Source organism: Haloplanus litoreus (assembly GCF_045690335.1).
Classification (GTDB): domain Archaea; phylum Halobacteriota; class Halobacteria; order Halobacteriales; family Haloferacaceae; genus Haloplanus; species Haloplanus litoreus.
The window spans coordinates 83,170-96,303 of record NZ_CP147874.1; the positions used below are offsets into that span (position 1 = coordinate 83,170).

Here is a 13,134-nt window from a genome sequence, read left to right on the forward strand (position 1 = left end):
GAACCCGTGAGCGGTGCATGGGTGCCACACCGGAGGGCGTCGCGTGAGTTCGCTGCTCTCCATCTTCGCGACGGCCATCCTGCCCATCATCACTCTCGCGGGGGTGGGGATGGCTCTCGGCCGCCTCCACGACGTCAGCATCGACCCGCTCAACACCGTCACCGTGTACGTCCTCGTCCCGTCGCTCATCTTCCACAGCATCGCCACCGCGTCCCTCGGGGGGTCGACGCTCGCGCGCATCGGCGTCGCCACCGCGTCCTACATGGTCGCGATGGTCGTCATCGCGGAAGTCGTCGGCCGCCTCACGGGCGAATCCGAGCCCATCCTGAGTGCGCTCGTCCTCGTAAGCGCCTTCCCCAACTCCGGCAACTACGGCATCCCGCTCTCCGAGTTCGCCTTCGGAGCCGACGGCCGGAGCACGGCCGTCGTCTACCTGACCGTCCAGGCGGTTCTCCTCTACACCGGCGGCATCTACGTCGCCCAGCGAAGCGGCGGTACCCGTGGGTTGGGCGGCATGAAGCGTGCGCTCAAGATTCCACTGGTCTACGCCGTCGTCGCTGCGCTCCTCGCACGCTATTTCGGCGTCGTCCCACCCGCCGACGGCACCGCAATGGCGACACTGGAACTCGTCGGCAACGCCTCCATCCCCCTGATGCTCCTGATCCTCGGCATCCAACTCTCCGATACGGACTACGGCGCGGCGCTGTCCAGCGTGGGCAAGGCGACGGTCCTGAAGATGGGCGTCGCCCCCCTCGTCGGCGTCGGCATCGCCCTCCTCGTCGGCTTCCAGAACCCCACCGTCGCGCGCACGTTCGTCCTCGAGTGTGCGACGCCGGCCGCCATTACCCCACTCCTCCTCGTCGTCGAGTTCGGCGGTGAATCGGCCGGAAACGGACTCTCGGTCGCGGAGTACGTCAGCACCACCGTCCTCGTCACGACGATACTGAGCATCCCGATACTGACGGGCCTCATCGCCCTCCTGGAGTCGGGGCTCGTCGTCTGATAATTGGGCCGCGACGTTTAAATCACGCCCCCGATTCGTCCCGGACGAATGCGTCAGAGAGACGGTCTCGATTGGCTGCTCGTCGTCGTCGTCGCGATTCTGACGGCGATTCACATCCCCCCGTTCGACGTCGTCAAGCGCGAGACGGTCGAACTCGCCCACGAAACCGGCATCGCCGCCGTCGTCGACCTGTTGCTCGACGTGCGTGTCGCGGTCCTCCTCCTGGCGCTTCTCGGACTCGTCATCCTCCTGGTCGTCACCGACACCCTCCCCGCCCGGAAGTAGCCGAAGCGACGGTGCGATCCGATCACCGACCGCCTCGAATCCGACGGTCTCAGTCCGCGACGGCTTCGTCGCCGACCGCCTCGAACCCGACGGTCTCAGTCCGCGACGGCTTCGTCGCCGACCGCCTCGAACCCGACGGTCTCAGTCCGCGACGGCTTCGTCGCCGACCGTCGGCGCCGCCGGGTCGCGAATCCACAGATCGCCGAACAGGTCGTCCTGACGGAGTCGGATCTCCCCGCGGTGAGCCAGAAAGAGCAAGGCGAGGAAGGTGTCGACGGGAGCGCCGCCCGCGTCTCGAACCTCCGCGAACAACACCTCCGCGCGGCCGGCCTCGTAGTGGGTGCGTACGGTGTCGCGCACCGACTCGATGGTCGTCTCGATATCCTCGGTGTGAGTCGTGGCGGTCACGTCGCCCTCGGTCGGTTCGCCACCCTCCCGGAAGTCGTCCGCGGCGTGGTAGTCGAGGGTCTGTGTCCCCCGCTCGTACCCGTGGGGCGACCCCGAAGTGTCGTAAGAGCGGGACTCCTTCCACCACGAGTTGCGCTCCGCCTCGCGGAGTTCGCGCACGAGTTCGTCCAGCGTCTCCGGCGACCCACGGGCGTGTTTCCGCTCCAGACGCCGGTCGAGTTCCTCGTCCAGCGCGTCGATGGGGTCGTGACCGTCCATCGCCGCCGGGTCGCCGCCCTCCATCGCCACCTCCCACGGCTCCGGCTCCGGTTCCTCCGGGCCGTCGTCGAGGAGGACGTCACTTTTCATCCGCAACAGGACGCTCGCGTAGAACAGCGCCCGCCCCGACGTGCGGAGGTCCGTCTCGTCGAGACGGTCGAGAAAGGCGTCGGTCACCTCGACGATGTCGATGTCCCAGGGGTCGATGTCGCCGTCCTCCGCCAACTGGACCAGGAGTTCGACCGGTTCGACCTCGTCGTCGTCCGTCTGTGGGAGGTCCACGTCGCCCGGGAGGTGCTCAGTCATCCGCCGTCACCTCCGGTTCGGCGTCGTCGAGGCGGATGCCGGTCACCGCGCTCACGTTGTCACCCTGCATGGTGACGCCGATGGCTCGCTCCGAGCGATCCAGCAGCGCCGAGCGGTGGGAGACGACGACGAACTGCGCCTCGCCAGCCAGGTCGTCGACCATCTCGCCCACCCGTTCCGCGTTGGCGGCGTCGAGGAAGGCGTCCACCTCGTCCAGCGCGTAGAACGGTGCGGGGTTGTGCCGCTGGATGGCGAAGATGAACGCGAGGGCCGTCAGCGACTTCTCGCCGCCGCTCATGGCGTCGAGTCGCTGAATCGGTTTGTCGCCCGGCTGGGCTTTCATCGTCAGGCCGCCGTCGAACGGGTCGTCCTCGTTCTCCAAGTGGAGTTCGCCCGTCCCCGCCGAGAGGCGCTCGAAGATGTCCTGAAACTGTTCGTCGATGGCATCGAACGCCTCCATGAACGTCGCCTTCTTCTGGGACTCGTAGGACTCGATGCGCTCCTCGATGGCGTCGCGTTCGTCGACGAGCGTATCCCGGCGCTCCTGTAGGTCCGCGAGGGCGTCCTGTACCTCGTCGTACTCGTCGATAGCGAGCATGTTCACGGGCTCGAGCGCCGCCATCTCGGCGTCGAGGCGGTCGACGTTTTCCGCCACCTCGTCGTGGTCCGGAATCGCCTCGGGGTCGTAGTCACCGACCTCGCTCTCGAGTTCGTCGATTTCCCAGCGCAGGCGTTCGGCGTCGTCCGCCAGTTCCGAGAGCGCCGACTCCACCTCGCTCACCCGGTCGCGCTGGGCGTCCCGGGACTCCTTCGCGTCGCGGAGGTCGGACTGTAGCTCCCGACGCTCGGCTTTCAGATCCGCGAGTTCGGCCTCCAGATCCTCGATAGCCGCGCGCTTCTCCTCGAGGGTCTCCTCGTGAGACTCGATTTCCGCCTCGACGTCCTCGATCCGCTCTTCGGCCGCTGCCTTGCGGTTCTGGGCCGTCTCGATGGTGGCTTCGAGGTCGTCGATGGACTCCTCGGTGTACTCAACCTCCAGTTGCGTCTCGTTGAGGCGGGCGTCGAGGTCGTCCATCCGGCCGTCCAACTCCGCGATGTCGGCCTCGATTGCCTCCTTGCGCTCGGTGAGTTCGGGCACGCGGGAGTCCGCAAGTTCCGACTCCAACTCCGCGATATCGGTCTCGATCTCCTCGATGTCGCCGTCGAGCGCCGCGATGCGATCCTCGTGGTCGCTCATCTTCGCGTCCACTTCCTCACGCTCCGCGCGAAGGTCGTCGAGTTCGGCTTCCAACGCCTCGATTTCGTCTTCGGTCGCCGCGATGTCGGCGTCGACGTCCTCGATGTCGCTCTCGACCTCGCGAATCCGGTCCGCCGCGTCGGCCTTGCGGTCCCGGGCGTCGTCGAGTCGCGACTCCACGTCCCGGATTTCCTCGCGAACCGCCCGCCGGTCGTCCTCCAGCGAGCCGATTTCCTCGGCGAGTCGTTCGAGTTTCCCCTTCCCACTCTTGGTGAAGGAGTACCGCGACCCGCCGCCGGAGCCCCCCGTCATCGCGCCGCTCTTCTCGACTAAGTCGCCGTCGAGAGTCACCATCCGGTAGTCCCCCATGAACTCCCGGGCGGTGTCCATGTCCTCGACGACGAGCGTCGATCCGAGAACGTAAGAGAAGACGCCTGCGTAGCGGTCGTCGTAGTCGACGAGGTTACGCGCGAAGTCGACGACGCCCGAGTGGGACGGCTTCCGCGGCAGCCCCCGGCGGTCCATCTCGGTGATCGGGAGGAAGGTCGCCCGTCCCGCCGACCGAGATTTGAGGTAGTCGATACAGGTCGATCCGACGCCGTCGTCGTCGACGACGACGTTCGCCAGGCGGCCACCCGCGGCAGTCTCACAGGCGGTCGCGTACTCGGCGTCGACGCCGCCGAGCTGCCCGACGGCGCCGTGAACGCCGTCGATGCCGCCGTTCAGGACCGTCGTCACCGACCGCGGCCAGGAGTCGTCGCCGTCACGACTCGCCCGCGCTTCCAGTTCCGCGTACTCGTTCTGTTTCGCGCGCAGGTCGTCCTCGATGCCGTCGAGTTCGTCCCCCAGGTCGGCCTTCTCCGCACGCAACTCCTCGATGGCCGACTCGATTTTCTCGTGGTTCCGCTCCGCCCGGTCGAGTTCGCCGTGCAGGTCCGAGCGGTCGGCCTTCAGGTCCGGGATTCGCTCGTGGGCCGCCTCCAGTTCCGACTGCGCCTCGCTGATGCGGTTGGAGCGGCGACGAGCCTCGTCGAGCAGTCGGTCCTTCTCCCGCTGGGCGTCGTTGCGCTCGGTCTTTCTCTCCTCTAGTTCCTCCTTTCGCGCCGCGAGTTCCGACTTGAGTTCGTCGAAGGCGGTGTCGACGTTCTCGATTTCCGCTTCGACCTCGGCGAGTTCCGCCTCCTTCCCCTCGATGTCGCTTTTGACCGACGCCTTCTCCACCTTGATCGAGCGCTGCTCGCTCTCCAAGTCGTCGAGTTTCTCGGTCTTCCGGTCGAGCGTAACGAAGGCCTCGCGGCGTTCCTGCTCCGCGTCCTCGATTTTCTCCTCCTGATTCTCGATCGTCGCTTCGAGGCGCCCGATGTCGCCTTTGATCTCCTCGATTTCGCCTTTGATCCGGAGCTGTTCGTCCTCACCCTTCCGCTCGATTTCGCGGGTGAGGTCGTCGAGTTCGTCCTCCAACTCCGCGACGGTGCCCTCCCGTTCCGCCAGAGTCTCCCGCCGGTCGGCGAGTGCCTGCTCTTTCGCCTCGATGCGTGCCTCGGTGCGTTCGAGCGACGCCCGCTTGTCCTCCAGTTCGGCCGCCTTCAGATACCCCTCGTACTCCTCCTTTTCCTCGCGGAGCGACTGGTATTCGAGGGCCGTCTCGCGTTCGTCTTCGAGTTGGCCGAGTCGGTCCTCCTTCTCTTCGATCCGGAGGTCAGCCTCGTCGATTCGCTCCTCGACGACGTCGAGTTCCTCGAAGGCGTCCTCTTTTTTCGCGTCGAACTCCGCGACGCCCGCGATTTCGTCGATGATGCCGCGCCGTTGCCCGGCGGACATATTGATGATCTCGGTCACGTCGCCCTGCATGACGACGTTGTACCCCTCCGGCGTCACGCCCGCCTGCGCCAGCAGGTCGCGAATGTCCGAGAGGTTGACCGACCGCCCGTTGAGGTAGTAGTAGGAGTAGTAGTTGTCCTCCGTCTCCTTGACCCGGCGCTTGACCGAAATTTCGTCCACGTCGCCCACGTCCTCGGTGCCGGCGGCGTTGACCACCTGCGAGCGGTCGAGGGTGCCGTCGCCGTTGTCGAGGACGACGGTGACGCTAGCTTCACGGGGGCCGGACCGGTCAGCGTCGTCCTCGTGACCGGGGTTGTAGATGAGGTCGGTCAGTTTCTCCGCACGGATGCCGCGTGTACGCGCGAGGCCGAGCGCGAAGAGGACGCCGTCGATGATGTTGCTCTTGCCGGAGCCGTTGGGGCCGGTGATGACGGTGAAGTCCTCGTAGAACGGGATGCGCGTCTTCCGGCCGAAGCTCTTGAAGTCGTCGAGGACCAGCTCGGAGATGTGCATGAGGGGTGGTGACCCCGGTCAGGCGACGATGATGTCGTTTCCGTCCGAATCGGAACCGTCGTCTTCCGCCTCGGTCTCCGCGTCCTCCGCGTCCTCCGCGGCGTCGGCGTCCTCGGCCGCCGGCTCCTCGGCGACGTCCGGCGCGGACTCGTCGGCGTCGGACTCCCGACGCTCGGGGGCCCGCGTGTGTTCGACGCCCTCGTCGGTCTCGAGTTGTCGGAGTCGTTCCCGAGTCTCGACCAGTTCCTCCGTGAGACCGTCGACGGCGGCCTGCAGTTCCGCGACCTGCGATTCGAGCTCCTCCACCCTGTTGCTCATGCACCTATCAGGCGTCCCCGGACGTATAAATGTACGTCAGACATCCACACTGTCGGCCGGTTCCCAGCGGTCGCACGCGGCGTTCGGTGCGAGCGATCGGCGCGGCGTGTGACGGCACCGCACGCCAAACCGCCGAGCCTTAGTGGTCGCAGCAGCGAGCCATCGGTATGCGCCACGTCGGACTGAAAGCTCGAATGGCGGTCGTCGGGTCGATACTCTTCGCGTTCTACGCCGTCGCCGCCGTCGTCGTGATGGGCGTCTTCGACTGGCCGCTCGCGCTCGTGCTCCTGGGGAGCGTCGCCTTCGTCGCCGTCCAGTACAAACTCGGCAAGTGGATGGCGCTTCGCAGTGTCGGCGCCGAGGACCTCCCCGAGGATCGCTATCCGGACATCCACCGCCGCGTCGAGTCGCTCTCGCGCGACATGGGCATCGAGAAGCCCCGGCTCATGATCGCCCGGATGGGCGTCCCCAACGCCTTCGCCGTCGGGCGGAAGGGTGCCGGCACCGTCGTCGTGAGTCAGGAACTCCTCCGCCAGCTCGAACCCGACGAGGTGGAGGGAGTGTTGGCCCACGAACTCGCTCACATCCGCAACCGTGACGTGGTGATGATGGTGCTCGGCCAAGGTGTCGCCTCCATCGTCGCCATCGTCGCCCAGTGGGTCGTCCTGCTGACCGGCGACAACGACATCGCGGACTTCTTCCTCGCCATCGTCGTCGGCCAGCTCACGCAGATGCTGGTGATGCTTTTCGTCTTCGCCATCTCGCGGTACCGCGAGTACGTCGCCGACGCCGACGCGGCCGCGGAAATCGGGAGCGGCGAACCGCTCGCCAGCGCGCTGGAGAAGATCAGCCGGAGCGCCGACCGCCGGCAGGACGCCGGAGTGGACGAGCAGGTGAACGCGCTCTGTATCTTCGGCGACGGCGAAGGACTCGCCCGCCTGATCGCCACCCACCCGCCGGTCGAAAAACGGATCGAGCGCCTGCGGAGCTGATGGCCGACCTCCGGACGCTCCTCGCGGCGGGACTCGGCGTCCTCCTCGGGATCATCTGTCTGCTCGCCCCCGACGCAGTGGTTCGGGGCCACACCGTCGGCCGCCGTCCACACGACCGGAGCGGCGAGTACGGGACCGACGCCACGGCGCCCGACCGCTACCGCCTCCTGGTTCGGGCCGTCGGCGTCGGCTGCCTGCTCGCCGGCGGCTACTTCGGCTACGTCGCGCTGGCCTGATACGGAGTGCAGTAACTGTGTCCCGGTCGTCGCGGAGACGGGGACGCCGGCCGGAAGCGACTCACCACAGTCGGTAGACTCACCGCTCGGCGTCGCGCCGAACCCGGTCGAAGAGGGGACGCAGCGTGGCGACGGTGTCGTCGTCGTGGGCGTCCGCGTGGAGATGGAAATGCGCCGTTATCTCGGTCCGATCGACGTGGCTGACGAGCGTGTGGAGAAACTGGTACACCTCCTCGAGCGGGGCGTACTGCAACAGGACCGTCAGCGACTGAAAACAGAGGAGGGTCGACTCGGCGTCGTGGGTCTCCAACACGTCCGTCAGCGTGACGCCCATGTCGGTGAGGTTGCCGGTCGAGGAGACGGTCCGGACGGAGACGTCGGTCGCCGGCCACGATTCGACGGCGAGGCGAACCGCCGGATCGCCGGCGGTCCACGACGCGGTGTCGTCGACGACGAACGTCGCTCGCTCCGCCTCGACGTCGGCCGACGACTGCCAGTCGTCGAGCCACCGGATCGGCGAGCCGGCCAAGGCGACGACCACGACCGTCGAGATCCCGGATCTGGGCGTCGCGTGCGTACACTGCCGTGCCCCGACTGTCGTCGCCGAGTCGGTCAGATGGAGGGTGTTCGCGGGGGAGTCGTGGGGCGGGATACCATCACCTCCACGGGCGGTAGGCCCCACTGTCGGAAAACTGCTGTGGCGACCGGATTCGCCGACGGGATGGTGGTCACGTCACCGCAGTCGTCCCACGGCACCGAGACCGAGGACGAGGACGGCCGCGGCCGGCGCGAGCGGGACGTCGAACGGTCCGACGAACGGGACCGGCACGATGATCGAGGCGCCGAGAATCGACGGAATCGGTATCGTCACGCCGATCAGCGGGACGGTCACGCCGCCGGACTCGGGCGCCGGCGTCGGGGTGGGTGTCGGTGTCGGCGGCGTTTCCGTGGCCGCTGGCGTCGGGGTCGGGGTCGGCGTCTCCGTGGCGGCCGGCGTCGGCGTCTCGACCGTCAGCGTCCGGTCGAGCGAGGTGACGTGTTCGGTGCCGGAGGAGTCGATGACACGCAGTCTCACGATCGCGGTCCGACCCTCGGGAGCGTCGAGGTGGCGCTCGAAGGGGAGATCGGTCACGATGTCACCGTCGTGGAGCGAGACGATGTCCACCACCTCGCCGGTCTCGGGATCGACCGTCTCGACGCTCGCGGCGACGATTTCGCCGTCGGTCGTCACCCCCCTGGCGACGACCGTACTCCCGTTGACGTAGCGGGTGCCACCACGGTCGAAGCGGAGTTCGGGCGCGACGGTTCGACGGACGGTCACGGTTCGTTCGACCGCGTTCCCCGCCGTGTCGACGGCGGTGAGGCTCACGGCAGTGACGCCGGGGTGGACGGTCACGTTCGAGTCGAAGGTCGACCGCTGACGGGCGGGAGTCGGGCGGTCGATGGTCGGCCGGAGTAGATACGACGTCTCGGAGGCGTCCTCGGGACTGATCGAGATGCTCCGTAGCTGTCCGTTGTCGGTCGCACGCCCTCGAATCCGGAGGGTGTCGGGCGACTGTCGAACCGCCGAGAGGTTCGCGAGCGTCGGCGGTGCGGTGTCCTGAACCGTGATCTGTACGCGGTGTTTCCGGGCGTGACCGAGTTCGTCGTAGTACCACGCAGTCACGTTGTTCGTCCCCATACCGAGGAAGATGGGCTGTTCGAACGAGCCGTTGAGGTCCGACGCGGTGTACGTCTCGCGGTCGACCCTGGTGTTGGACCCCACGTCGTACTCGACTTCGCGGACGATGCGGAGGTGGGAGACGCCGGTCACGTCGGTGAACTCGCCAGCGAGACTGATCCGCGAGCGGTTCACGGTCGCCGTCTCGGGCGGCGGCGCGTAGGTATCCGTCTCGAACGGAGCGGTGTACGCGACGTACGGCCGTTCGGCGTCTTTCGTCACCGTCACCTCGTGGGTGGTGACGCCGTCGGTTTTCACCACGACCGTCAGGGTGTGCTCGCCGCTCGCGAGGTCCAGATCGAACGACTCGTCGAGCGAAGTGCTGTTCGGCGTGTAGCGTCGCTCGGTCGTCCCGTCGAGACGCACGGAGACGACCCGGATCGGCCGGTCCGCGTCGACGGTGACGTCGACGGTCGGATCGGTCTCGATCAGAGTGGCGTTGCCGTCGGCGACCGTCGTCCCGTCGACGGTGACCGTGATCGCCGGAGTCGTTGCGCCGACGACACCCGCGTCGGGGGCGAGTCCGGCGACGCCGGCGACGACGACCAGCGTAGCGAACACGAGGCGGCCGGCGGTCGACTCCATTGAAGACTCTCGTCGGAGGCGTTGGGACCCTGCGGTTTCAACGTGCCGTTCGTGTTCTCAGACGTGAGAATCGGCGGCGCCGCTGTCCGGAGTTGATCACGCAAAAATCGTGTGAGTGTACGAGAAGTACCGTCGTCGCCTTACAGGCGAACGACGTTGGTCGCGCGGGGACCCTTGGGAGAGTCCTCGATCTCGAATTCGAGTTCCTGTCCTTCTTCGAGGTCCGGGCCGCCCACGTCTTCCATGTGGAAGAACACGTCGTCGTCCGCGTCCTCAGTCTCGATAAAGCCGTAACCGCCAGTGTCGTTGAAGAAATCAACCGTACCAGTTGCCATTGCAATTACTCAGAGGCCCCCTCAACTCATAAGACTTCCGTGAGTGGCCCACTCATGCCACGGCCGGGAGGAGCGGAACCGAAGGATTGGTTATCGGGGGGACGTACAACGTCGACAGAGACTTGGTAGACGTCGCGCCGTACACCGTCGCTTACGCGCTGCTCTTCGCGGCGGCGGCCGCTGGCTGTGGTGCCGCCGCCGTCCGCGCCCGGCGGATCGAAGACGCCGAAACCCGTCGCGGACTCGTGGTTCTCCTCGCCACGAGTGGCATCTGGGCCGCCAGCCACGCCGGGCTACTGCTGTTGCCCACCCGGGACCTGAAAACCGCCGTCTACCTGATCGGCCTCATTCTCGGGTTCAGCACCGTCTTCGCGTGGCTCTACTTCTGCTCGGCGTACACCGGGCGGAACTACCACCGGCGACCGGGCTTTCGTCGCGCGGCCATCGCCCTGTATCTCGCCGTCGTCGTGGTGAAAATCACGAATCCGATCCACCACCTCTACTTCACCACCGCGTTCGTCGCGTCGCCGTTTCCCCACCTGGCGATTCGACAGGGACTGTTTCACTGGATCGTGACGGGGCTCTCCTACACGCTCGCGGCCGTTGGTATGTTCACCCTGTTCGAGGCCTTCGGCGACGCCGACTACGACGCGCGGTCCCTCGGGGTTCTGGTCGCGCTCTCGGGGGCTCCGGTCGTTCTCGACATCGTCGGCTACGCGACGCCACTGTTGATCGATATGATCCACGCACCGCTCGGGGTGGCGGCGTTCGCCGTCGGGGTCCTGTTCGCCTTCGAGAACCGCTTTTTCGCCGTCCAGCTCACCGATGGCGTCGAGGGAGCGACCATCTTCCTCGACGACGACCGGCGGATTCGCGAGTTCAACGGCGCAGCCCGACGGCTGTTTCCCGATCTCGACGACGCGATCGGCGACTCGCTCGACGCACTCCCGGCGGTGGCCGACGCTCTCGCGGACGGCCGCGGCGTCGTCGACGTCCGCATCGACGGGGACGCCCGCCACTACGTCGTGAGCGAGAACGCCTTCGAAATCGGTCAGGGATCGCTCTCCCGGATCGTCGTCTTCTCCGACGTGACCCGAATCGAGCGCCACCGCCGCGAACTGGAGCGCCACGACCGACAACTGGAGGACCTCTCGGAGGGGATGCGCCACGAACTCCGGAACGCGGTGACGATCATCCGCGGCAACGTACGCTGGGCGGTCGAACAACTCGAAGACGGCGGGGTCGACGAGGCCCGAGAGGCACTCCGGACGGCCACCGACACGACCGACCGGACCACCCGACTGATGAACGACTTCGCGACGCTCGCCCAGTACGGCCAGACGATGGCCGACCCCATCACGGTCGACGTCGGCGGGGCCGCCCGGTCGGCCTGGGGGAACGTCGACGGTGACGCGACCCTCTCGGTCCGGAACGAGTCGTCGGTCGAGGCCGACCCGGCCCGTTTCGGGACGCTCCTCGAGCGTACGTTCGAGTTCCTCGTCGAGAACGGGGCGACGACGGTGACGGTCGCCCGCTCGGACGGCGACCTGACGATCACCGGCGACGGCGACCCGCCGACGGGTGATCCCGAGACGTACTTCGACTACGGCGACGCGGCGGCACACGAGTCGGTCGGTACCGCCCTCCCGCTGGTCAGGACGCTCGCACAGGTCCACGGCTGGGAGGCGACCATCGACACCGACTACCGCGACGGGGTTCGCCTCGTCCTCACGTCCGTCGCGGCGACCGGCGTCGAGACCGGAGCCGACTGAGTTCGGAACCGTGGATCGGTCCCCCGCCGACGAATGGGATACGATTTTGACGGAGGACGTTCAGTTGACACGTATGTCCGACCGGCTCGACTCGACGACGCTCGTCCAGCGGCTCACCCTGCTCGGTGTCGCACAGCTGTCAGATTCGGGGCGGACGCCGGCCCACGCCGGGGAAATCACCCGAATCTGTGCCGAGGAGGCTACCGCCGTCGACGGCGACGTGGTGGGGACCGTCTCCGAAGCCGACGTGACGCGCGCGCTGAACGAACTGGACGCCGACGGCCACGTGATGACGGCGGACGAAGGGGAGCGGTCACCCGTCGGCAAGGGACGGCCGGCCTACGAACTCGCCCACTCGGCGACGGCGCTGGTCGACGCCTTCGACGACGACGACCGACTGCAAGCGGTCGTCGACCGCCTGGACTACTCGAGGACGTAGCCGAACGCCCGTCTGGCGTTCCGGCCGGCCGCCGTGGCGCTCACACGCCGGGTCGTCCCGACGCGCTCGACGGTGACGAACTCGCGTTCCCGGAGCGGATCGACGACGTGCCGGCGAAGTCGTGCGTAAGCCTGTTTCGTTGGCTTGCCCGACGCGTCGAACGGCCGGTCGCAGTCACGGACGAACGGCAGGTCACGGTCGGCACCGAAGCGGATCAGCTCCTTTTTCGAACACGCGCCCTCGGCGAGGCGAGCCAGCACGGCGATCTGTTGGCGATCCGGGCGATCCATCGGGTACGTCGGCAGGTCGATGGCGAGTTCCATGCCGTACCCCACCGGCTCCGTCCCCGAGGCGTAGCGCTCGGCGCGGACGTAGTAGGGACGGGCGGCACCGGTCACCATGCACGCGATCATGCCGCCGATGGCGGTGATCTTACTCCCCGTCGCGAGGTTCACGTACACCTCGTTGGCCACGTCGTCCTCGTCGTCGGGGGCCGACTCGCGGGTCGCGATTTCGGCGACCACCGCGATGGAGTCGTAGAGGTCGAACAGGTCGCAGTCGCGCCGGTCGACGTCGACGCCGGCCGCATCGAGGTCCGCGACGACGTCGTCGTGATACGCCGGACGCTCGATGTCGTCGGCGATCCAGTCGAGTAGGATCACCCGGTCGGCGCGGTACTCCACCGCCGGTTCGACGATCCGGTCGTGTTCGAACCCCAGCGGCATCACGTGGACGCGTTCGGCGACGTTCATTCGCTCGCCCCGTCGCACCGGGGCGGGTTCTAAGTAACGGTCGTAACGTGAGTAACGTCAAAATACCCAACTACCCACGCCCGCGAGTCGTGGGTGTACACCGTCCTGCGGTGTACGGGGGAGCGAACCGGACCGTCGCGGGACGGCCGGACGG

At 67.2% G+C, this 13,134-nt stretch carries 13 protein-coding genes; 6 read left to right on the plus strand and 7 right to left on the minus strand.

Translation table 11 applies throughout. From position 1 onward, the window contains the following. Nucleotides 1–43 precede the first annotated feature (43 nt). Together V8686_RS00495 and V8686_RS00500 are read left to right on the plus strand one after the other, a co-directional pair. Nucleotides 44–1,003 (plus strand): AEC family transporter, encoded by a 960-nt coding sequence (locus V8686_RS00495; protein ID WP_379701838.1) that lies wholly within the window; start codon nucleotides 44–46, stop codon nucleotides 1,001–1,003. Between the two features lie 48 nt (nucleotides 1,004–1,051). After that, nucleotides 1,052–1,288, plus strand: coding sequence for a hypothetical protein (locus V8686_RS00500; RefSeq protein ID WP_379701839.1), 237 nt, complete (start codon nucleotides 1,052–1,054; stop codon nucleotides 1,286–1,288). A 141-nt stretch (nucleotides 1,289–1,429) separates the two neighbouring features. Here the strand turns inward: V8686_RS00500 and V8686_RS00505 are convergent, their stop codons facing one another. Genes V8686_RS00505 through V8686_RS00515 form a run of 3 tightly spaced genes read right to left on the minus strand, consistent with a single transcriptional unit; the run spans nucleotide 1,430 to nucleotide 6,149 of the window. Beyond that, complete coding sequence (locus tag V8686_RS00505) at nucleotides 1,430–2,260, minus strand: segregation/condensation protein A (RefSeq protein ID WP_379701841.1); 831 nt, start codon at nucleotides 2,258–2,260, stop codon at nucleotides 1,430–1,432. Beyond that, complete coding sequence (gene smc / locus V8686_RS00510; protein WP_379701843.1) at nucleotides 2,253–5,831, minus strand: chromosome segregation protein SMC; 3,579 nt, start codon at nucleotides 5,829–5,831, stop codon at nucleotides 2,253–2,255. The genes V8686_RS00505 and smc overlap by 8 nt, the downstream gene beginning before the upstream one ends. 18 nt (nucleotides 5,832–5,849) lie before the next feature. Further along, nucleotides 5,850–6,149 (minus strand): DUF7518 family protein, encoded by a 300-nt coding sequence (locus V8686_RS00515; protein WP_379701844.1) that lies wholly within the window; start codon nucleotides 6,147–6,149, stop codon nucleotides 5,850–5,852. A gap of 167 nt (nucleotides 6,150–6,316) precedes the next feature. Between V8686_RS00515 and V8686_RS00520 the strand changes: the two genes are divergently transcribed. Together V8686_RS00520 and V8686_RS00525 are read left to right on the plus strand one after the other, a co-directional pair. After that, the gene (locus tag V8686_RS00520; RefSeq protein ID WP_379701846.1) at nucleotides 6,317–7,141 is read left to right on the plus strand and encodes a M48 family metallopeptidase; all 825 of its coding nucleotides are present in this window, start codon (nucleotides 6,317–6,319) and stop codon (nucleotides 7,139–7,141) included. Then, nucleotides 7,141–7,377: a hypothetical protein gene (locus tag V8686_RS00525; protein WP_379701848.1), complete on the plus strand. Its 237-nt coding sequence runs from the start codon at nucleotides 7,141–7,143 to the stop codon at nucleotides 7,375–7,377. Before V8686_RS00520 ends, V8686_RS00525 begins: the two co-directional genes overlap by 1 nt. A gap of 79 nt (nucleotides 7,378–7,456) precedes the next feature. On the opposite strand, the gene V8686_RS00530 is transcribed toward V8686_RS00525, so the two are convergent. From V8686_RS00530 to V8686_RS00540, 3 genes are all read right to left on the minus strand, one after another. Beyond that, nucleotides 7,457–8,059 carry a DUF7504 family protein gene (locus V8686_RS00530; RefSeq protein WP_379701849.1) on the minus strand — a complete coding sequence of 201 codons (603 nt, stop codon included), beginning with the start codon at nucleotides 8,057–8,059 and terminating at the stop codon, nucleotides 7,457–7,459. 51 nt (nucleotides 8,060–8,110) lie between these two features. Then, nucleotides 8,111–9,682: a hypothetical protein gene (locus V8686_RS00535; protein WP_379701850.1), complete on the minus strand. Its 1,572-nt coding sequence runs from the start codon at nucleotides 9,680–9,682 to the stop codon at nucleotides 8,111–8,113. Nucleotides 9,683–9,822: 140 nt separating this feature from the next. Next, nucleotides 9,823–10,017: a cold-shock protein gene (locus tag V8686_RS00540; protein ID WP_049935367.1), complete on the minus strand. Its 195-nt coding sequence runs from the start codon at nucleotides 10,015–10,017 to the stop codon at nucleotides 9,823–9,825. A gap of 122 nt (nucleotides 10,018–10,139) precedes the next feature. Here V8686_RS00540 and V8686_RS00545 point away from each other — a divergent pair, with 122 nt between their 5' ends. Together V8686_RS00545 and V8686_RS00550 are read left to right on the plus strand one after the other, a co-directional pair. Further along, complete coding sequence (locus tag V8686_RS00545) at nucleotides 10,140–11,789, plus strand: histidine kinase N-terminal 7TM domain-containing protein (protein WP_379701852.1); 1,650 nt, start codon at nucleotides 10,140–10,142, stop codon at nucleotides 11,787–11,789. A gap of 73 nt (nucleotides 11,790–11,862) precedes the next feature. Further along, nucleotides 11,863–12,228, plus strand: a complete 366-nt coding sequence (locus V8686_RS00550; protein WP_379701853.1) for a hypothetical protein — start codon at nucleotides 11,863–11,865, stop codon at nucleotides 12,226–12,228. On the opposite strand, the gene V8686_RS00555 is transcribed toward V8686_RS00550, so the two are convergent. Then, a complete protein-coding gene (locus V8686_RS00555; protein WP_379701854.1) occupies nucleotides 12,213–12,980 on the minus strand; it encodes an HFX_2341 family transcriptional regulator domain-containing protein in 768 nt (255 codons plus the stop codon). The genes V8686_RS00550 and V8686_RS00555 overlap by 16 nt on opposite strands. Between the last annotated feature and the right edge of the window lie 154 nt (nucleotides 12,981–13,134).

Coding starts and splice junctions, on each gene's coding strand:
- V8686_RS00525 (WP_379701848.1), top strand. CDS start 7,141: ATGGCCGACCTCCGGACGCTCCTCGCGGCGGGACTCGGCGTCCTCCTC.
- V8686_RS00550 (WP_379701853.1), top strand. CDS start 11,863: ATGTCCGACCGGCTCGACTCGACGACGCTCGTCCAGCGGCTCACCCTG.
- V8686_RS00520 (WP_379701846.1), top strand. CDS start 6,317: ATGCGCCACGTCGGACTGAAAGCTCGAATGGCGGTCGTCGGGTCGATA.
- V8686_RS00515 (WP_379701844.1), bottom strand. CDS start 6,149: ATGAGCAACAGGGTGGAGGAGCTCGAATCGCAGGTCGCGGAACTGCAG.
- V8686_RS00505 (WP_379701841.1), bottom strand. CDS start 2,260: ATGACTGAGCACCTCCCGGGCGACGTGGACCTCCCACAGACGGACGAC.
- V8686_RS00555 (WP_379701854.1), bottom strand. CDS start 12,980: ATGAACGTCGCCGAACGCGTCCACGTGATGCCGCTGGGGTTCGAACAC.
- V8686_RS00500 (WP_379701839.1), top strand. CDS start 1,052: ATGCGTCAGAGAGACGGTCTCGATTGGCTGCTCGTCGTCGTCGTCGCG.
- smc (WP_379701843.1), bottom strand. CDS start 5,831: ATGCACATCTCCGAGCTGGTCCTCGACGACTTCAAGAGCTTCGGCCGG.
- V8686_RS00535 (WP_379701850.1), bottom strand. CDS start 9,682: ATGGAGTCGACCGCCGGCCGCCTCGTGTTCGCTACGCTGGTCGTCGTC.
- V8686_RS00540 (WP_049935367.1), bottom strand. CDS start 10,017: ATGGCAACTGGTACGGTTGATTTCTTCAACGACACTGGCGGTTACGGC.